Source organism: Thermosporothrix sp. COM3, assembly GCF_059696735.1.
Genome location: NZ_AP019376.1, coordinates 1,449,872 through 1,469,338, shown reverse-complemented (window position 1 = coordinate 1,469,338; position 19,467 = coordinate 1,449,872). Strand labels below are relative to the sequence as shown.

The following is a 19,467-nucleotide window of genomic DNA, read 5'->3' as shown; positions in this document are numbered from 1 at the left end:
TGTGATATCTCCTGCATATTAATTGGTCATCATTTATATATTGGACACTCGGCTTTCTTGCTATTATACTTATTTCTGCCATCAATTGAAAGGAGCACGAAGTGAACACGTTAGAGCAACAGACAGTTATTGTGACAGGTGGAAACAGAGGTATAGGACAGGCAATCGCACGGGCGTTCGTGCAGCAAGGGGCCGATGTGCTGATTGTTGGGAGGAATGAGGAGACGCTGCGTGAAGCCGCCAGGGCACTTGGTGAAAAAGCGTCATGGTATCGTGCAGATGTCAGTGAGAGCGTACAGGTTCGCGAGGCTGTCGCGCAGATGATGGGGACCCGGCAGAAGGTTGATGTGCTGGTGAACGCGGCTGGCTGCATGGGCTCTGTGAGCGCAGATACCCCTTTCGAGCAGGCAGAGCGGACATGGGATGCAGTACTGAACGCGAACCTGAAGGGAAGTTTTCTGATGGCATTGGCTATCACACCCTACTTGACGCGTCCGGGAGGCCGCATTATCAATATCAGCTCGATTGGTGCCTACACTGGTGGCAGCAGCGCAGGCGGCCAGGCGTATGCTGCTGCGAAGGCGGGTGTGCACGGGTTGACCTTTGCACTGGCTCGTGAACTGAGTCCGCAGGGGATTACTGTGAACGCGATCGCTCCTGGCTTCATCCCGGGGACGCGCTTCTTTGGCGGTGCGGTGCCTGAGGAGCGGATTCAGAAGACAGTGCGTGAAACGCCGGTCGGACGCGTGGGGCGACCCGAAGATATCGCGGCGGCGGCTCTCTATCTGGCTTCACCGGAAGCTTCATTTGTGACAGGAGAGGTGCTGAACGTGAATGGCGGCTGGCTCTTCGGGCGATAATAGATATGCGCTGTACCGTTTGTCAGGATGAAATGAGAGGGACACGAGGCCTGTCCCTCTCGCACTCGCTCTATTGCGCTTGCAGCGAGCTGTAGAGCTGGATCAGATAACCTTCAGGGTCACAGACATATGCCTGACGTGCATGCAATGCCGGAAAATCCTGCGGCGGGAGAAGTTCCTTTGCGCCGCGGCGGATCAGATCAGCGAAGGTTGTATCGAGGTTCTCCACCTGAAATGAGAGGTAGGTATGACACGATTCAGGGATCTCCATATTGAGCATACGGGAGAACGCTGCCTGCCTAAAAATGGCCAGGGTCGTGCCTCCAGTATCAACCGAAGCATAGCCTATCGACTCATCATAATAGGTGATAGGACGTTGCATCACTTCACGCCAGAAATGGACCGTTTGAGGTACGTCTTTAACCAGCCGACAGATGAAGTTGAGTTTCATGTGCTTGTCCTTTCTCGCTTTCTTGAGAGTATAGAACGAGAAAAGGAAAGAAACGGTCCTGCATTTAGCTGAGGTGTGACGCGTTGACCAGTTCCTCCAGTTTCTGGCAGGTGTTGCCCACAGGAAGCGGCGTATAGGCAGAAATAGTCAGGCCGGGATCTTCGGCTACCTGGAGCATCAGGGCCTGAAACGTCAATAGTCCAGCGGTTGGGTGACAGAGCTCTTTTCGTTTAAGGTGTTCTTCTCCGACATCGTGCCGGGGCCACCAGGCGCGGAACTCTTCGCTCGCCTCTATCAGCTTCTCGCGCCGCTCGATGAACCATCCCTCTCCCGCATGGAGTCCTCCGGCAGCTCGGAAGAGGCCCAGGGCACGTTGTGCCACAAGCTCCCAGTGCACATAGAGCCGCCGCATTGCTTCGTTGGTGAAAAGCAGCCAGACGAAGTGACGCTCCCAGGTGGATAACGCTGCAAAGTCGATGAAGACGCGCGTGGCTGCATGATTCCAGCCGACAATGTCCAGGCGGTCGTTCATGACAAATGCCGGGCTCGGGTGCAGGTCGTCGAGGAAGGTCTGTACTTTGTCGCTGAGCTCGGGGTGCGAGGTGTGTAGCGGCATCGGTGGGTGTGCTCGTGCCAGGAGAAAGAGATAGGTGCGCTCGTCGGGCGTCAAGTGCAGGGTGCGTGCCAGGCTTTCGAGGACCTGCGCCGATACCTGAATGTCCTGTCCCTGCTCAAGCTTGACATACCATGTCAGGCCGACACCTGCGAGCATAGCCAATTCCTCACGGCGCAATCCGGGAGTACGTCGTCTTTTTCCTCCCTTGGGTAGCTGAAATTGTTCAGGAGAGAGTCGTTCTCGTCGTGTACGCAAAAAATGGGAGAGTTCTGCCCTGCGTTGCGCCTCATTCATTATACATCGCCTCTTTTTGGGTAGTAGATTTTATACTAGCTTAAATCGGGGAGTTGTTCAAGCCCTGTCAGTAGGGCATACTGGGTAGCGAGGTTGAGCGAAAATACATATTTATCGGGAGGACTTCATGTTTACCTGGAATCTGGATGGTGATATGACGTTGCAGGTGCTTGAATTGCGACATGCGCCCGAATTCCTGGCATTTGTTCAAGAAAACCGTGCCTACCTTGCGGAGTGGCTTGGTTGGGCGGATGAGATACGCACCATAGGGGCGGCACGGGCTTTTATTCAGCATGGCCTGACAAGCTTATCCGAGGGCGGTTTACCCAGGGTTGGTATCTGGCTGGACGGTCGGCTTGTCGGGGGCATCCTCTTTTTTCCAGTTGATCCACTCACCCGCGCGACCGAGGTTGGCTACTGGCTTGGTCGCGCGGCCACCGGGCGCGGGGTTATGACGCGCGCTCTAAAAGCGATGCTGCATTATGCCTTTGATCTGGTTGGTGTGAATCGAGTGGGGCTTCAGGCCGATGTGAGAAATAGTCGTTCGCGTGCTGTAGCCGAGCGGCTCGATTTCACCTTTGAGGGAGTGCGGCGGCAAAGCTGGCAGGTGCGCGGTGAGTTGTGCGATATGGCAACCTATTCACTGCTTGCTGCTGAGTGGCGCGAACGCTCCCAATCCTGAGCGAAGAGAGGACTGAGGTCGTCATTCTGGTGACTTCAGTCCTCTCTTTTATGTATCTCGGTCCAGTGTGGTGGTGCTGAGATCGAGTCCGGCACGAAGCCCTTTCTCGTATGCATGATAGGGCGGGTGTGTGCCTGCGCCCTCATAGAGCCGAAATGTCTGCGCGTATCGACATGCAAAGGTCTCCGCTGTGTCTCTGAGATGTTCCTGTTATGTAAACTTCTGCTGTATATGAAGGTGTTACTTCTGCGGGGTATGTCTTCTCGCGGGAAATACAGAAATACTGGAGACAAGTAAAAGGAGAATATGGCTATCACTGCTCCATCTGATATGGAGTGTTGTCACTGGCTGCATGACGCTTGCTTGCATTAGTATTACTACAGGCGAGCAGCTACGGTTCTGCTTGCAGAAGTGGGGAGCTTCTGGTGTTTTTAAAAAGGGGAAAGCCTTTTTTGCTCCTTGCGCCTTGTCGGTAGGTGTCAAATCTGCGGGCGACCAATAGGTGTATTGTCCCTAAATACTTGCTTCTCAGTTCTGTTTGTTACACAATAGATGTACGTATTTCCATTCCTATTTCTACTACCATACGTATGGAGCTTTACATATGTTTTCTCTTTCACCTGACGAGCAGCCGACCCTGTTGTTACAGAACTGCACTCTTCTGCCGGATGCAGGGGGGCAGGGGCTGCGTACGTCGCTTGATATTTCGATTGTTGGACAGACGATTCAGCAGATCGGACCCGCGGGTAGCATACCAGTTTCGGGCCATACCCGTGTAATCGATGCGAGTGGCATGCTGGTTGTGCCCGGGCTGCTGAACGGACACACGCATTCGCCCGAGAACCTCTTGAAAGCTACTATTCCGCCGCTGCCGCTTGAGCTGTGGGGGCTGACACTCTTCAGTTCCTTTGTGGAGTGGACCCCGCGTCTGACCTACCTGAGCACGCTGCTTGGTGCGATTGAGATGCTCAAGGGGGGTACGACGGCGACTCTTGACCACCTCTGGACTGCTGACGGCATCGCCGGGGAGCACCTTTCGGCTGCCATGCAGGCGTATCGAGATGCCGGTATTCGTGCTTCTGTTGCACCTATGATTGAGGATCGAGATCTGTTGATCGAGTTCGGGCAGGAGCACGGTATTGAATTCCCGTCGCACCCGTTCTCGGACCGCTTCGAGCTCTGGTCGTCGATGGATGAGCAGCTCGCGACTCTTGAGGCATTCATGGATCAGTGGCATTTGCAGGGCGATGGTCGGCTGCGCTGTCTGCTTGGGCCGAACGGCGTGCAGTGGTGCAGTTCTTCGCTGCTGGAATCCTGCCTCAAGCTGGCTGATCGCTACGAGACGGGACTTCATCTGCATGCGCTTGAAACGCAGCTTCAGACGCGCATTATCAAGCGGATGCTAGGTACAGGTGGTATTCGCTACCTCCATGATATGGGAGTCCTGCGTCCCGGTACCTCGCTGGCCCATTGTATCTGGGTGGAGCCGGGCGATCTCGAAATCATCGCGGAGAGCGGTGCGACGGTCATTCATAACCCGGTCAGCAATATGCGGCTTGGAAGCGGCATCTTCCCGCTTGAAGAGGCGCGGCGTGCGGGTGTACGCGTGGCACTTGGAAGCGATGGGTCCGCAAGTAATGATACCCAGAATGTGTATGGGGCGTTAAAACTGGCGGGTCTTCTCCATAATAATGCGTATGTCGATTATGCACAGTGGCCGAAGGCAGAACATCTCTGGTCAGTCGCGACAATCGGCGGTCGTGAGGCGCTCGGGTATCACCGGGGAGAGATCGGTGAACTGGCTCCGGGACGGCTTGCAGACCTTGTGCTGCTTGATCTGAATGCAATGCCGTTTTTCCCGCTGCGCGATCCGTATCTGCATCTGGTCTACTGTGAGCCGGCCCAGGCCGTACACACCGTGATTGTGAATGGTCAGGTGGTGGTTGAGCAGCAGCGCATGGTGACCGTGGACGAGGAAGAGGTTAAGAAGGAGATCAGGGAGCGCTGTGCGAACATCTGGCCCGGTTTTGAGGCGAATCTTGAGAGCGTGCCCAATACGCGCGAACTGATGCAGGCTTTTGACCGGTTGCGTGCGCTGGATATCTAAGCGATACCTCTTACGAAGAAAAGGTCCCTGTCCTACGTAAGAACAGGGACCCAATTTCAGGGAATTGGGAGGCAAAAAAATGGGTATCAGCCATTCTTGCTTGTTGATAATCCCGTTATTTCACAAATTCGTTGGTAAAGAGCTTTGTTGAGTCAAGTGCTTTGACTGGCTTTTCCTTATCGTCGGTGACGGAATTCGTCTTCAAAATGAAATCAACGTACGCTTTCCAGATTTTTGCGTCCTGCACACCCCACTTCATTCCCTCATCCTCATAGTGAGAGCTGGCGAAGCGCTGCCCCTGCTCAAGCTGCTTCTCATCGCTGAAGGTGCCCTGTGGAGCGCCCGCGATCAGCAGCTTGGTGGCCTCTTCGGGGTTCTTGCTGGCGTAGTCATAGCCGCGCTGCGTGATTTCCATGAAGGTTTGCAGCAGATCATGCTTCTCTTTGATGGTCTTCTCGCTGCTGACAAGGTTTGGTGCGTAGTAATCGGGTACGCCATACTCTGTGACTGAGAAGGTCTTGAGCTTGGCACCCTGAGCCCGCGCCTGTTCGACATCGAGGCCAAACACCCAGGCGAAGTCAACCTGCTTGGTGATGACAGCCTGAATCGCGTCGGTTCCAAGAATAATGTTCTTGAAGTTGCCTTTGCCGCCGTCATGCTTGATGGCCGTGCTGACTATGGGCACCTCATAAGGAGCGCCGTAACTACCGAACTTCTTGCCATCCAGATCTTTTGGACGCTTGATAGAGCCATCATCGCGCGTGACCAGCACCGAGGTGTTGTGCGAGAGAATAGCGGCAAGCGAAACGATAGGCTGATTTTTCGCTGCGTCGAGCACAATGGTTTCGGTCGAGCTAAACGCGACGTCTGCCTGACCCTGTGTCACGAGGGTGTCAGGGAACGAGTTTTGCGAGAAGGGCAGAATATGCAGGTCAATTCCAGCCTCTCGGTACCAGCCCTTCTGCTGCGCGACGTAGACGCCGGTATGGTTTGGATTCGGCGTAAAGTCGAGTGCCAGAGTCAGCTTGTTAAGCGGCTTCGGTGTCGCTGTCGCCTGAGGCGCTTCTGCTGCAGTGTTGAGTCTATTCTGTTGCCAGAAGAAGAGCGACACCACGAGCAGGATAAGCACCAGCGGCAGCACGAAGACTAATATCATTCGTGAGCGGTTACGCATAGATCATCCTTTCATCTATTTCGATTTACGCGAGACGTTGTCTCCATCCCTGTTGCTGGCGGTCGTTGAGTGGTACCAGGGCAGTGCCAGGCGTTCGAGCAGAATAACGAAGCCAAAAAGGAACAGGCTGAGCAGAGAAAGGATGACGATTGAAGCAAATACTTGAGCAGTAGCACGTGCATTCAATGAAAATTGCATAAAAATACCCAGTCCCTTTTCTGCTCCAACGATCTCACCAAAAATAGCCGCAATTGGCGCATAGGTAGCAGCAATTCGGAGTCCTGAAAAGAATGAGGGTAGCGCTCCCGGCAGGCGCACAAACCAGAGTTGTTGCCAGCGCGATGCTTTCATACTTCTCAATAATTTGATGAGATCACCTGGAGTACCTTCAAGACCGTCGATACAGGCAACTGTGATCGGGAAGAAGCAGAACAGGATCACGACCAGAATTTTGGGGCCCATATCGAAGCCAAACCAGATGCGCAGCAATGGAGCCAGCGCCACGATAGGGATTGTCTGCGAGAGGATCAGCAGGGGATAGAGTGCGCGGCGCACCACTCCCACCAGATCCATGATCAAGGCCAGCACCAGGGCACAGATAGTCGCCAGGGCAAGGCCGAGCACGGTTTCCATCAGCGTGTACACCGTGTGGTCGAACAGCGTGTCCCACGATTTCCCAAGTGTGGTGATGATCTCAGTCGGCGCCGGAAGAACCAACGGGTTCACGTTGCCAATCCTGGTGTACATCTGCCAGCCAAGCAGGAGGACAAGGGCCAGAATCATCGCCGGTCCATAGAGCGATATCCATGAGCGCTTCATACCTTTTCCTCCTCCATTAATTGTGCAAAGATTTTTTGCTCCAGTTGAATTACATGTTCCTGTGAAAGATCTTCAATTTTGCGAGGTCGAGGTAAATCGACATCATATCGTTGAAGTATGCGTGCTGGCCGGTGACTCATTACATAAATAGTGTCAGATAAAAAGATTGCTTCTCGAATATCGTGCGTCACCAGGAGCACGCTGGCCGAAATCGACTCCCAGAGATCCTGTAGCCAGAGATGCATGGTCTGGCGTGTCAGAGCGTCGAGGGCGCCGAATGGCTCATCGAGCAGGAGCAGCTCGTTCTGAAACAGAACAGTACGAAGTAAGGCGACACGCTGCTTCATGCCTCCCGAGAGGGTCGCGGGGTAGTTTTCCGCGAAGTCAGCAAGGCCAAATCGTTTCAGCAGGTCGCGTGCCTTTTCCAGCGCCTCTTTACGCGGCGTCTTGCGCACGTCGAGGCCAAGAATCACATTCTCTTCAACAGTCCTCCAGGGGAGGAGCAAGGGCTGTTGTAGCATGTAGCCACACTTGCCCGCGCGCGAACTCTTGCTATCGCCATGAAGGATGATCTCGCCCTCGTCTGGCTCATCGAGTCCGGCGATGAGATGAAGCAGGGAGCTTTTACCGCAACCGCTGGGTCCCACAAGAGAAACGAATGATGCTTGAGGAACAGTCAAATCAATCTCTTGTAGTACTGGAACCTCACGGCCCTGATGTAAATAGCGTTTGCTTACTTTTTTTATAGAGACCGCAATGCTTCTTTGTTCCATAGATATATCTATCCATTCAGTGGCTTGATTTGTACCATTATAGCATTTACCTTGTATTGCATCAATAACATTGCTATAATTATATGAGCCGCATTGATAGAAAGAAGAAAGAGCCACAGAAATATCTATTTTCTTTGTAACTACCTTTTTATTATAGGAGAAATTTAATGTTACAGAATGAAGCTATTAGAGATACTCCTTCTCCGGGAACTCTAATAGATGAGACGTATGCGAGAAGCAGGCCACTTGAACGCGTCGGTCTCTGGATTGTGATCGGCTTTAGCGTCGTTTTTGCCCTGCTGCTGATCGTGCTAACGCTGTCCGGACAGAAACCGGGCGAAAGTACCGCTCTCAAGTCGGTCTCAGATATTTTTCAGACCGGTGGGCAGTGGATCGGCTGCGCGTTCAGTGTGGTCATCGCGGTGCGCCTGACGCGGGTTGCACAGATGATCCGCCGCCAGGCAATGCAGGTCTCATCGAAGCAAGAGCAGCGACAGATGATTCTGAATTATAAGCGGGAAATGCGTACTGCGGTTGCGTGGTGGTTGTTGGCGGCTGGTATCGCATGTTACGGGTTGGGCGGTATTATCTGGACTTCTTTTGATCTCAGAATGCCTACGTCTGAGGTGCCGTATCCCGGTCCGTACAATATCTGTTATGTGCTGGCGTATCCTTTCTTTATTGCAGGAACCGCGCTTTTTGCTCGCAAGAACTCGGGCAATGTCGAGCGAATGCGCCTGCTGCTGGATGCGGGTGTGATTATTGGTACGGCTTTTGCGCTGTCGTGGCCGCTGTTGCTGGCTCCGACGCTTGGCAGCCTGCCCGGAATCACCGATCCCCTCGCTGCATTCCTGGCTGTCTATTTTCCTGTTGGCGATATTCTGCTGCTGGCTGTCGGTGTGTTGCTCTATTTCAGCCCGTTCTCTACGAAGCAGCAGGAACCTGTGCTCTTGCGCCTGATGCTCGGTCTGGGCTGTTTGGGCTTCGCTGATAGCTTGCTCGGGTATTACAACCTGCTTGGCGGTTTTAAGACCGGCACCGTGCTTGATCTGTTGTGGCCATTGAGTATGCTGCTGGTCGGTCTTGCCGCAATCGAGCAGCCAAAGCGTGCAGGCCAGGAAAAGGAGCGCGCGGGAAGTAAAAGCCTGTCGCAAACCAGCACGATCTTTCAGGCAATGTTCCCGTTTGTGCTGGCAACTGCCGCCAGTGCCGCGCTGCTGCTAATAGTCGCGCCGCGTGGGCAGGGTGATCTGCTCTTCTCAGCCGTGAGCGTAATTATTATCACGGTTCTGGTCGTTATCAGGCAGACGCTGATCCTGCTGGAGAACCAGAAGTTGACAAGCCAGATTCGTGGTGAGCTGGTGGTGACGCGCCGCGCCGCGAAGGCCGCCGAGATGGAGGCTGATGAGGCATCACAGATTCTCAGCTCGATGCAGCAGCTTGAACAGGGTATTCAGGTACTTCAGGATGTGCATGCAAATGTCGCACGAGGAAACTTCTCGACGCGGGCTCCGGCAATGGAAGGTCCGCTGCTGCCGCTGGTTGCCAGCTTGAACCTGATGCTTGACCGCTTGCAGAAATACTCGCAGCGTGCCGAGGCATACGATCAGGTGCAGCGTGAGGTGCATCAGCTCTCGCAGGCAATCATGTTGTTAGGAAACGAGCAGGGGACGGCGCAGCTTCAGTCGCTCCCGGTGCGTGACTTGCAGCAGCTCAAACAGGCTATTCTGGCGAAACAGCGTACTCTGCTTCAGCAGAAACAGCTTCTGGACGCTCAGCAGCAGCGGATTCAGGCGACACTTCAGCGTGTGCAGGATCAACTGCTCATTCTGAAGGGGACGGTTCCGCCTCAGTCTGGTGCAGCCGATGCGTTGGATACCGTGCTGCGTACATTGCAGTCGCTCGCTTCGCTCTGGAAGCCAGCGCGTGCTAATCAGCAGCAGCACTCAACGCAACAGCCGTCACCTGGAGGGAGCCCGCGAACGCTTGCCTAGCTATTCGTTGTTCTAAGGAGGAAAGGAGGTCGCGCCTCCCAATTTTTGAGGGGAGGCGCTCTATTTATGCAAGCGACATGTCTTGGTAATCCACCTCACCCGATGGACCCAACCGAGGTGTTATGTAGACAGTGTGGCGCTTTACGAGCGGGGTTTGCACTCGGAATCTATCAGGTGCAATCCCTGCTTGGTATGAGGCCTGGCTGTCAGGCGTATGCCGCAAAGGACCAGACCGGACGTACGGTGGTACTCAAACTGTTCTCGTCTCATCGGGTGCCGCTTCATAGCTGGTCTGTGGCGGAAAATATCGCCTGGCAGATCAGGAAGTGGCAGCATCCCGCCATTCACCCGATTCTCAACAGTACTCAGTGGACCCCTGATCGTTCGGCCTCAATCTTCTATTATGTGTCGATTCATGATTATGTTCCGGGAAACCTGCTTCATCTGCTCGCCTTTTATGCCCGCCAGCAGAAACAACAATTTGTTAATCAACAAATGTTGGTATCAATGCTGTTCCCATTGCTCCACCAAATAGGGCAGGCACTCAGTTTTGCCCATGAGCAGGGGGTATGGCATGGCGCACCGATGCCGACGAATATTCTGACCGATGGCAAGGGACAGGGCAAACTGGCTGATTTCGGCTTTGCGCGCCTGATCCCGCCGACTTCCCCCTATCTTCCACCGGAATGGGGACAGGGCGGCCCGCGCTCCGCAGAGGAAGCGATTCTCAGTGATCAATACATCTTTGCGTTGTTGTGCGCTCAGGTGCTTGTTGATTTCTGTAAGCTTCATGATCCAATGCTGCGCATGATGCTGCAAAAGGGCTTTCATCGGCAACCGGAGCAGCGCTACCCGACCATGCAGCATTTTCTTCAAGAGCTTGATGGGCAGCTTCGTCGCGGCACACCGTCACAATCAGGAGTTTCGTTCTCGCAGATGTCACCGTCGATGTCGCAGATCTGGCAGTGGTCTCCGTCGCGCTCGCTCTCGCTCGATACGCCGTCAATGGAACGGAAGGCTCCGCAGGCGGCTTCACCCACTCATCGTGAACTGATGATTGAGGGCAACAAGCTGTATCGTCAGGGACGTTTTGAGGAAGCGATCAAGCGCTATCAGCAGGCGCTCAAGCTGGATCCGCGAAACGCGACCCTCTGGACTTCAATCGGTGATGCCTCCTTCGCGCTCGAACTCTACGCTGAGGCGATTCATGCATACGATCAGGCGTTGATGTATGCGCCGCGAGATCGAGATATCTGGATGAATAAAGGGGCGGCTCTGGAAGCGATGGGACGAAAATCTGACGCCAACAAGTGCTATCAGCAGGCACAGCTTTTAGAGGAAAATGAATAAATGGTCCGATCCTCCGCTATTCCCCCGGGCGGTGGATGGATTTCTCTTTCTGCTTTATCTGGATTGGAGTATACGCAGTCATAGCCCTCTATGATAGTAGATAACGTACATATTTTTGTATACTTTCTTCAAGTGAATCATGCTTATTTTATATGAAAGAAGCGCATCATGAAATGGGCACTCGATATACCGACAACTGGTGTGTATGCAGATGCCGCCCGCAGGTTCGGTTGGCTCAGGAAGCGGAAGCAGCAGGCTGGCATGGCTCCTTTCTCCGGGATGTGTTGCCAGGAGGTGGGGCTTGATCCCTGGATCGCATGAACAACAATCGCACTTCAGATCTCCTCGATCACGTTCGGGATGCTGGTTCATCGAGGAGTTTCATGAGCGGATTCGCAGTAGATCATTCGCCATCCAGTACAGGAGAGACGCCCGCAAGCGCCTCTCCTTTTTTCTACCCGGTGTACTCTAAAAGAGCTATGCGTCCCCATCAATTATACGGAAGGTGGTCAGTACGGCCCCGTGATCGGAGGGATATCGTTCCGGATGGCTCTCGATGACGCGCGAGGCAAGCGGTTGCAGGGTTGCGCCGCGTTGAGTTGTATTGCGATAGTAGATATAGTCGATGCGGTCATGCGGGTCGGCGGGCGCAATGGGTGACCAGGTGTATCCTGGCTCTGCAAGCGGGTCGGGATGGATTTCACGATAGGAATCGCGGAACCCGGCTTGTTCCATTGCCTTGCTGACTGGCCAGGGCAGGACGTGGCCTCCATGTTGGGGCGCGGTTGTGTCAATCCAATCCAGATGTGAGCCGCTGTTAAAATCGCCGCTGATCAGGATAGGCTCGGGTAGCCCGTGAGCGGTGCGGAGTATCTGGGTGATCTCTGGAAAGCGGTGCTGATTTTCTCCGGCCAGAAATTGTTGTACGGTAAACGAGCGCCCGGCCTTGATATCGCCAAGATAGTCGGGGAGGTAATGCAACCAGATATTCAGGCAGTGCAATGAGAGGTCGGGCCGCAGCGCGATTCGAGCACATCCACTGAAAAAGGGGTCAAAGACCGGTACCGTACTCAAAATAGGGTAGCGACTCATGATAGAGAGGTTACGACTCCGCAAATAGAAGTAGTAGCCAAGCGCCTCCGCGATGCGGGGACCGGAGCCATAGGTCTCCTGTATGGTGATAATGTCGGCGTTCGCTTGCTGAATCAGCTCGATAGTGCGAGCAACTCCCTGTTCCTCCCCGGTTTCGCGGCCGCCGTTCCAGATGTTAAAGGTCATGACATGGAGCGTGTCACCACAGATCGGCGGCTGATGGCGGGGCGCTGCAAGCTCTTCTGCGCCGAGCATCCGGGCGTAAAATGAAAGCTCATATTCAAGCGCCTGATGCTCGTCTCCGATCAGCAGATATTCGGCGCTCGTCAGGTTGGGAAGCGCGTTCAGATGATAGATCGCCACATTCAGGCCGTCGTAATAGAGCCAGATTTCAGCGCGACGAGCGGAAAAACAGCAGGCGAGCTGATGCCATTCCTCATCAAGGATGGGCTGGCGTGCAGGCGTGGGATGATAGCTATAGGCGCTCTCACCCTGTCTGGCCTCCCAGAACCATGAACCGTTCTCCTGTATGCCAAGCTGCCAGCGGATCTGTTCGTCAATGAGGGTGGCAAGAAGCGGGTGTTGGCGGGCCTGTGGTGTGCCTCGAAGCCGAAAGAGAAGGGAAAAGTCCTGACAACCGTTGAGGGGGTTGACGATTTTTAAGGGAAGTGATGAGCGGGTTGTGAGATGTCCATAGGGGACGTGAATCTGTCCGGTACGATCAATTTGAAGCTGGAGTACGGGCCCGGGTTGCTGTTCCATCGTTGTTCTCTTTCTTCCTTGTCTGGATGGGTTGCTATGCAGGCAGTATATCATACTTTCTGAGGAAAGGGAGGAGCTCCTTTCCTCCCTTTTTTTGCGTATTATGAGGCACTCGCGGCGCGCATCAGGTTGTTCGTGCCGCGCAGGCTGAAGAACAAACAGAGCGCTGCTAGAAGCGCCAGCGGAATGTAACCGAGCGTGTACGCTCCGGTCATCGTTTTGATCATGCCCATCACAATTGGTGGGAAGAAGCCTCCCAGGCCGCCCGCAGCACCGACCAGCCCGGTAACGGTGCCCGCCTCTTTGGGGAACTGTTGTGGAACAAGCTTGAACACCGCGCCATTCCCGATACCGAGCAGCAGCGCGATCAGCAGGAAGCAGATGGTCAGAATGGGCATGGTTGGCTGAAAAGCAAGGATCAGCGCCAGCACGGGCAGGCCAGTGAAGACGATTCGTACAAGCAGCCGGGCGCTGACTTTGTCGGAGAGCCAGCCGCCAAGCGGGCGCGTAAAGGTCGCGGCCATGACGAAGATCGCAGTGCGGTTGCCTGCGTCGATTTTATCCAGGCCGAAATTGTCGATTAGCAGCTTGGGCAGGTACAGGCCAAAGGCAACCAGGCCGCCGAACGTCACGAAGTAGAACAGGCTGAGCAGCCATACCTCTTTGCGCTTGAGCAGCGTTAACTGTTGCCTGGCTGACTGCTTTTTTGCTCCGGTCTGGGGGGCGTCGGAGACCAGCAGGTAGAAAGCAAGCGCCATCACCAGAATAATGATTGCGCCGGCCCAGAAGTTCGGGCGCCAGTTTCCGGCCAGCCTGCTGATCTGGGGCGCAAGCGAGGCGCTGATAGCACTGCCTACATTGCCAATACCAAAGATGCCGATGACGAGCCCCTGACGCTCGGGCGGGAACCAGGAGTTCACCAGCGGCACGCCAACAGCGAAACTACTGCCCGCCACGCCGAGGAGGAAGCCCCAGAGCAAGAAGCCCCACAGGCCAGTGCTGGTCGTCATGCCAAGTAGGGGAACGGTGGTGAAAAGGAGCAGGAATGTCATCACGCGGCGGCCTCCGAAGCGGTCGGTGAGCAATCCCATCGGGATACGAGCCAGAGACCCCAGGATGACCGGAACTGCGAGCATAATGCTTACTTCCATTTCTGATAAATGAAATTCCTGCTGAATTTGGGTGGCCAGAGGTGACAACAAAGACCACACAGCGAACGTGATAGTAAACGAGAGCGTCGCCATGAGTAAGGCTATCCAGGCTTTATATTTTGGCAAGATGATAATCTCCTTTTTATGTACATTTTTTAAGTAAACGGCGGGTCGTGCTGGTTCAGAGTATAAAAAATGGTGATTACAAGAGCGTCACAGGAACACCGCCTTTTCTCTCAAAATGCTCACATGTATGGAAATCTCGCTGATACGGGTCTGTGATCTGGTTGTGATAATGGTGTGAAAGGCTGTGACCAGGGCGTGATCTCTTTCGATTATTGTTATGGGTATCTTGTCTGGCTTTCCCGGCACAACTGATTGAAAGTTGAAATTGAAGTATATGCATCTCTTTCTGAAGAATAAAGGAGATTAGAGAAGGATGGAGCCAGAACATATTGCTCCCCCTCCACGACCGCGGATGCATAAGGGCGCGTTTGTGGTTGCGACCCTTGTGACTGGCCTCGTGGTAGCTTTGATTATCGTGGGCTCAAGAGGTCTGCGTGATTTTGACTCAGCTCTGATCGGATATGCAGTGGCGTCGTTATTCGCGATTGCAGTGCTGCTGTACCGGTATGTCCTCTGGATCCTGCGTCCTCCGACAGGGCGGTACTTTCGTGCCGGTTGGTCTTCCTTTTTTTCGTGGCAGAACTTCCGGCGCTTTACGACGCTCGTGCCTCGGGCGTTATGGACCGATATCTTCGCACAAACGTTTATTCTCAAGCGTAGCCTGTATCGCTGGGTTATGCACATGTCGCTCTTCTGGGGCGTGCTATTGTCGCTGTTCGTGACGATTCCGCTGACGTTTGGTTGGCTGCATTTCACGCTTGAGGATGTAGATACCTATCGCATCTGGTTTTTCGGTCTGCCGTTGTTCACCTTCCCGGTTGAGGCGGGTATTGGTTTCGCCTTTTTCCATGCGCTGGATATCACCGCTTTTCTGTTGATGGTAGGAGTGGTGATGGCGCTCTGGCGGCGGCTTCGTGACTCCGGTCTGCTTGCAACACAGCGCTTTGGCTTTGATATGGTGCCGCTGGTGTTGCTGGCGGCGATCGCGATCACTGGACTGGCTCTAACGGCGTCCTCGATGTGGTGGGGCGGTCGTTTCTACTGGTTCATTTCGTTGACCCATCAGGTAACAGTGGTTGCCTGGTTCCTGACGCTCCCGTTCGGGAAGTTCTTTCATATCATCCAGCGTCCCGCGAGTATTGGCGTCACCCTCTATCAGAAGGTAAACCAGAACAGGGAGCACAGCGAGCAGCAGACGGTGGGCGTGTGTAAGCGCTGTGGTGAGGAACTGCCCTCGCAACAGTTTATTCGGGATCTCAGGGCAGTGTTGCAAGATTTAGACCAGAACTATGATCTGGGAGCTCATGACAACCTGCATGAGTACTGTCCTCACTGCAAGCGGGTGTTGCGCGGTCAGGCCTATTATGCAATGATGAAAAAGCGCTTTGTGTGATGGAAGGAGAAGCGGGAGCATGTCTGTTAATAAAGATGTTTTTCAACAACGGAATACAAATACTGACTTTCAGTCTCATGGGCTGAAAGACTGGGATGCTCACTCGCGCACGCCTGAGACCTTGATCCCCACTCATTGCAGCTTTTGCGGTGTGCAGTGCGGTATGTATCTGAAGGTGCGTCAGGGGCAGGTGATTGGCGTCGAGCCGCGCAACTACGCGCACAATCGTGGCTCACTCTGTCCGAAGGGCGTGGTAGCCTACCAGCAGGCAAATCACCCGGACCGTCTGCGCTACCCGCTGATACGGCGTGGCGGCAAGGGGTCGCCGCTGGAACGGGCGACCTGGGATGAGGCGCTCGATTATATCGTGAGCAGATGGCAGGATCTCCAGGGGCAATATGGAAAAGATGCTATCGCGATCTACAGCGGCTCATCGATGACAAACGAGAAATGTTATGCAATGGGGAAGTTTGCGCGTGCGGTGCTTGGAACGCGGCACGTCGATTATAATGGACGTCTGTGCATGTCTTCGGCTGCTGTGGCATATGCGAAGGCGTTCGGTATCGATCGCTCTCCCATACCGATGACCGATATTCCTAATGCGGATTGTCTGGTTGCGGTCGGCGTGAACATGTCAGAGTGTTTTCCGGTGATGATGCAGTGGGTCTGGCGGGCGCGGGATCGTGGCGCATCGTTGATTGTGCTTGATCCTCGGGAAACGCCACTTGCTCGTACGGCTGATCTCTGGCTCCCGGTGCGCTCGGGCACTGATATGGTTGTGCTGAACACGATGCTGAATCTGCTCATTCAGGACGGCATGATTGACGAGGAGTACATCCGCGAGCGCACTGTTGGATGGGAGCAGGTACGCGAGACGGTCGCGAAGTACACGCCAGAGGAGGCGCAGCGTATTTCGGGCGTCCCGGCTGAGCGCATTATTACGGCAGCCCGCATGTATGGCCGGGCGGCGACCTCGCTGATTATGCATGCACGCGGCATTGAGCATAGCTCGCATGGGGTCAATACCTGCCTTGCCTGTACCAATCTGGCGCTTGCTCGCGGGCAGGTTGGCAAGTTGGGCGGCGGCACAATGATGGTGACAGGCCAGGGCAACGGGCAGGGCGGTCGCGAGATGGGACAGAAGGCCAACCAGCTTCCGGGCTATCGTCATATCGATGTTGATGAGGATCGTCGCTTTATTGCTCAGGTGTGGGGCATTCCGGTTGAGGAGATGCCGTGGGAAGGTGCGGCAGCCACCGAGATGATTCATCTGATGGCGAAGGGCGACATTAAAAGCTGCATGATCGCCTGCTCGAATCTGATGGTCTCGCTTCCCGATAACCAGACAGTCAGGCGCGCTTTGCAACAACTGGATCCATTGATTGTGGTCGATTTCTTCATGTCTGAAACGGCTGAACTGGCTGATGTAGTGCTGCCGGCGGCGGTCTGGTGCGAGGATGAGGGCACGACGACCAATCTGGAAGGCCGCGTTGTGAAGATCAACAAGGCGGTTGAGCCTCTGGGCGAGTCAAAGGCTGACTGGGAGATTCTGGTTGAGCTTGCAAAGCGCATGGGGAAAGAGCGCATCTTTTCCTATCGTTCTGCACGCGACATCTGGAACGATCTGCGAAAGGCGACGAAAGGTGGTGCTGCCGACTATTCAGGTATGAGTTGGGAGAAGATAGATGAGGAGCAAGGAATGTTCTGGCCCTGCCCCGATGAAGGGCACCCGGGCACGCCGCGCCTCTTTACCGAGCGCTTCGGCCACCCGGACGGCAAAGCGCGGTTCATCGCGGTAGAGTATCAGCCGCCCGCAGAGGAGCCCGGCGAAGACTTCCCCTTCCGCCTGACAACCGGGCGCGTGGTCTATCACTACCTGTCGGGCAACCAGACACGCAGACTTGGCTTCTTGAATGCGCAGGCTCCGGAACCGTGGGTTGAGATTCACCCGCAGGCCGCCGCGAAACTCGGGATTCAGAATCATGATCGGGTGCGCATCACCTCGCCCCGCGGATCGATGGAGTTGCAGGCGCTGGTCGTGCCGACGATCCGCCCCGATACGCTGTTTGTACCCTACCACTACGGGCATGCGGAAGCAATCAATCAGCTTACCAACCCTGCCGTTGATCCGACGGTTAAGATCCCTGAATATAAGGCCTGCGCGGCTCGCATTGAGCGCATCGACGCGCCTGAGAAGGAGGGCGGTACAGGGTATACGGTGAACTATAACCCGGAAAATATGCCTGCGATGTTCCCTTATGCCGTTGGCGAGACTGGTAACAAGAAGATCAAGGAATGAGAAGAGGTACAAAATGGCGATAAAGACCATGTTTGTCGATCCCTCACGTTGCATCGGATGCCGTTCTTGTGAGGCCGCCTGCCGGGAATGCGAATCGCATAAGGGCGAAAGTATGGTCATGGTCGACTTTATTGACCGAGAACTCAGCGTGGCGACACAGCCCACGATCTGTATGCATTGTGAAGATCCGCTAGCCCCGTGCGCACAGGTTTGCCCGGCGCTGGCGATCCTGGTGACTGATGAGGGTGTGGTGCAGATGGCAGAGCCGTCGCGCTGCATTGGCTGCCAGAACTGCGTGTATGCCTGTCCGTTTGGTGTGCCGAAATTCGATGCGAAGGCGCGACTGATGAAGAAGTGCAACCTGTGCTATGATCGCACCTCACAGGATCTCACCCCGTGGTGCGCGCAGGTCTGCCCGACTCAGGCGCTCTGGTACGGGACATATGAGGAGTTTATGCATCAGCGACAGGGCAAGCCGGTAAACATCACCAATTTTGGCCCGCAAGAGGTCAAGACGCGCGTGTACTGGGTGCTGCCCGACGAGAGCGAGCCGCTCAATATTGCTGATCTGCTGGATCAGGTGACAAGTAAGGAGAAACAGACAGGAGAGGAACCGTGGGTTTTATAGAGGACAAGGAAGCTGAGAAGCGCCCTCGGCGGAAGATTACCCGCTGGCAGGCATTGTTCCCCTTTCACTGGGATGCCGATGCGTTTGTGATGCGCCGTGACCTGTTGAGATTGGCTGTGCAGGCATCTGGAGCCTTTTTTGCTGTCACTGCCGGGCTTGCCGGACTGGGAACCCTCTGGCCACGGAAGGCCCGGGGAGCGCGACGCCCTATTATTGAGGCTGCGAAGCTGAAGCCGGGAGATGTCCATTACTTCTCCTATCCGACGGAAGAGGATCCGGCGATGCTGCTCCGTCTCAAGGATGGAAAATTCGTCGCCTATAGCGGACGTTGCACACATCTCTCCTGCGCTGTCTACTATTCGCCGAAAAAGGAACAGTTGATCTGTCCTTGCCATGATGGCTGCTTTGAGGCGCGGAGCGGGGTACCGCTTGCCGGACCTCCTCAGCGACCGCTGCCACGTGTGGTGGTGCAGGAAGATGGTGGCATGATCTACGCTATAGAGGAGCAACCACGATGAAGAAATCTGTGCTGCCTTTAAGTGAAACAATCGGGGGCAGTTCGGCCAGACCTCCGCACGGAATGGGGGCGATCCTGCTGGCTGCTCTGCTGCTCGGGATTCTGCTGATGGGCCTGCAACTCTGGCTGCTGACGATCGCGCTGGATCTCTACCTCTCGGGTCAGACCGCAGGCATCTGGGAACTGGCGGCGTTGTCCGGGGTCATTTTTCTGGGCGGCGTGCTGTTACAGATGGCGCTTCGGAAGACCATTACAGGCCCCTGGAATCGGTGAAATGCACAGGTGTGCTGCTGTGACATGCAGCGGCGCACCTGCTTTTTGTATTCTCATCAGCGTCGTATTTTGCAAGTAGGCGTATAGCAAGAAACAGGTACGCGTC

General features: G+C 54.8%; 18 protein-coding genes. 11 read left to right on the top strand and 7 right to left on the bottom strand.

Features of this window, described 5'->3' with window-relative positions:
- Positions 1-101: 101 nt before the first annotated feature.
- The gene (locus KTH_RS06350; RefSeq protein WP_497617288.1) at positions 102-860 is read left to right on the top strand and encodes an SDR family NAD(P)-dependent oxidoreductase; all 759 of its coding nucleotides are present in this window, start codon (positions 102-104) and stop codon (positions 858-860) included.
- 70 nt (positions 861-930) lie between these two features.
- Here KTH_RS06350 and KTH_RS06345 read toward each other — a convergent pair whose 3' ends face one another.
- Positions 931-1,311, bottom strand: coding sequence for a VOC family protein (locus KTH_RS06345; RefSeq protein ID WP_497617286.1), 381 nt, complete (start codon positions 1,309-1,311; stop codon positions 931-933).
- 64 nt (positions 1,312-1,375) lie between these two features.
- Complete coding sequence (locus KTH_RS06340; protein ID WP_497617284.1) at positions 1,376-2,221, bottom strand: helix-turn-helix transcriptional regulator; 846 nt, start codon at positions 2,219-2,221, stop codon at positions 1,376-1,378.
- Positions 2,222-2,348: 127 nt separating this feature from the next.
- Between KTH_RS06340 and KTH_RS06335 the strand changes: the two genes are divergently transcribed.
- Together KTH_RS06335 and KTH_RS06330 are read left to right on the top strand one after the other, a co-directional pair.
- Positions 2,349-2,903, top strand: coding sequence for a GNAT family N-acetyltransferase (locus tag KTH_RS06335; protein WP_497617282.1), 555 nt, complete (start codon positions 2,349-2,351; stop codon positions 2,901-2,903).
- A gap of 604 nt (positions 2,904-3,507) precedes the next feature.
- Positions 3,508-5,010: an amidohydrolase family protein gene (locus KTH_RS06330; protein WP_497617280.1), complete on the top strand. Its 1,503-nt coding sequence runs from the start codon at positions 3,508-3,510 to the stop codon at positions 5,008-5,010.
- Between the two features lie 115 nt (positions 5,011-5,125).
- Here KTH_RS06330 and KTH_RS06325 read toward each other — a convergent pair whose 3' ends face one another.
- Genes KTH_RS06325 through KTH_RS06315 form a run of 3 tightly spaced genes read right to left on the bottom strand, consistent with a single transcriptional unit; the run spans position 5,126 to position 7,776 of the window.
- Entirely contained in the window at positions 5,126-6,166 is a 1,041-nt protein-coding gene (locus tag KTH_RS06325) for an ABC transporter substrate-binding protein (protein ID WP_497617278.1), read from the bottom strand.
- Positions 6,167-6,199: 33 nt separating this feature from the next.
- Complete coding sequence (locus tag KTH_RS06320; RefSeq protein WP_111322043.1) at positions 6,200-7,003, bottom strand: ABC transporter permease; 804 nt, start codon at positions 7,001-7,003, stop codon at positions 6,200-6,202.
- The gene (locus KTH_RS06315) at positions 7,000-7,776 is read right to left on the bottom strand and encodes an ABC transporter ATP-binding protein (RefSeq protein ID WP_497617275.1); all 777 of its coding nucleotides are present in this window, start codon (positions 7,774-7,776) and stop codon (positions 7,000-7,002) included. Before KTH_RS06315 ends, KTH_RS06320 begins: the two co-directional genes overlap by 4 nt.
- Before the next feature lie 167 nt (positions 7,777-7,943).
- Between KTH_RS06315 and KTH_RS06310 the strand changes: the two genes are divergently transcribed.
- From KTH_RS06310 to KTH_RS06300, 3 genes are all read left to right on the top strand, one after another.
- Positions 7,944-9,770, top strand: a complete 1,827-nt coding sequence (locus KTH_RS06310; RefSeq protein WP_497617273.1) for a hypothetical protein — start codon at positions 7,944-7,946, stop codon at positions 9,768-9,770.
- A gap of 66 nt (positions 9,771-9,836) precedes the next feature.
- Complete coding sequence (locus KTH_RS06305; RefSeq protein WP_497617271.1) at positions 9,837-11,120, top strand: tetratricopeptide repeat protein; 1,284 nt, start codon at positions 9,837-9,839, stop codon at positions 11,118-11,120.
- 168 nt (positions 11,121-11,288) lie between these two features.
- Positions 11,289-11,441, top strand: coding sequence for a hypothetical protein (locus KTH_RS06300; protein ID WP_497617270.1), 153 nt, complete (start codon positions 11,289-11,291; stop codon positions 11,439-11,441).
- 156 nt (positions 11,442-11,597) lie between these two features.
- Here KTH_RS06300 and KTH_RS06295 read toward each other — a convergent pair whose 3' ends face one another.
- Both KTH_RS06295 and KTH_RS06290 read right to left on the bottom strand, forming a co-directional pair.
- Positions 11,598-12,974: an endonuclease/exonuclease/phosphatase family protein gene (locus KTH_RS06295; RefSeq protein ID WP_497617268.1), complete on the bottom strand. Its 1,377-nt coding sequence runs from the start codon at positions 12,972-12,974 to the stop codon at positions 11,598-11,600.
- 101 nt (positions 12,975-13,075) lie between these two features.
- A complete protein-coding gene (locus tag KTH_RS06290; RefSeq protein WP_497617266.1) occupies positions 13,076-14,251 on the bottom strand; it encodes a nitrate/nitrite transporter in 1,176 nt (391 codons plus the stop codon).
- A 313-nt stretch (positions 14,252-14,564) separates the two neighbouring features.
- Here KTH_RS06290 and KTH_RS06285 point away from each other — a divergent pair, with 313 nt between their 5' ends.
- The 5 genes from KTH_RS06285 to KTH_RS06265 are packed head-to-tail and all read left to right on the top strand — an operon-like array spanning position 14,565 to position 19,361.
- Positions 14,565-15,644, top strand: coding sequence for an MFS transporter (locus tag KTH_RS06285; RefSeq protein WP_497617264.1), 1,080 nt, complete (start codon positions 14,565-14,567; stop codon positions 15,642-15,644).
- Between the two features lie 19 nt (positions 15,645-15,663).
- On the top strand, positions 15,664-17,943 hold the full coding sequence (gene fdhF, locus KTH_RS06280; RefSeq protein WP_497617262.1) for a formate dehydrogenase subunit alpha: 2,280 nt from the start codon (positions 15,664-15,666) through the stop codon (positions 17,941-17,943).
- Positions 17,944-17,956: 13 nt separating this feature from the next.
- On the top strand, positions 17,957-18,571 hold the full coding sequence (locus KTH_RS06275; protein ID WP_111322057.1) for a 4Fe-4S dicluster domain-containing protein: 615 nt from the start codon (positions 17,957-17,959) through the stop codon (positions 18,569-18,571).
- A complete protein-coding gene (locus tag KTH_RS06270; RefSeq protein ID WP_111322059.1) occupies positions 18,559-19,089 on the top strand; it encodes a Rieske (2Fe-2S) protein in 531 nt (176 codons plus the stop codon). The genes KTH_RS06275 and KTH_RS06270 overlap by 13 nt, the downstream gene beginning before the upstream one ends.
- Entirely contained in the window at positions 19,086-19,361 is a 276-nt protein-coding gene (locus tag KTH_RS06265) for a hypothetical protein (protein ID WP_111322061.1), read from the top strand. Before KTH_RS06270 ends, KTH_RS06265 begins: the two co-directional genes overlap by 4 nt.
- The last annotated feature ends 106 nt before the right edge of the window (positions 19,362-19,467 follow it).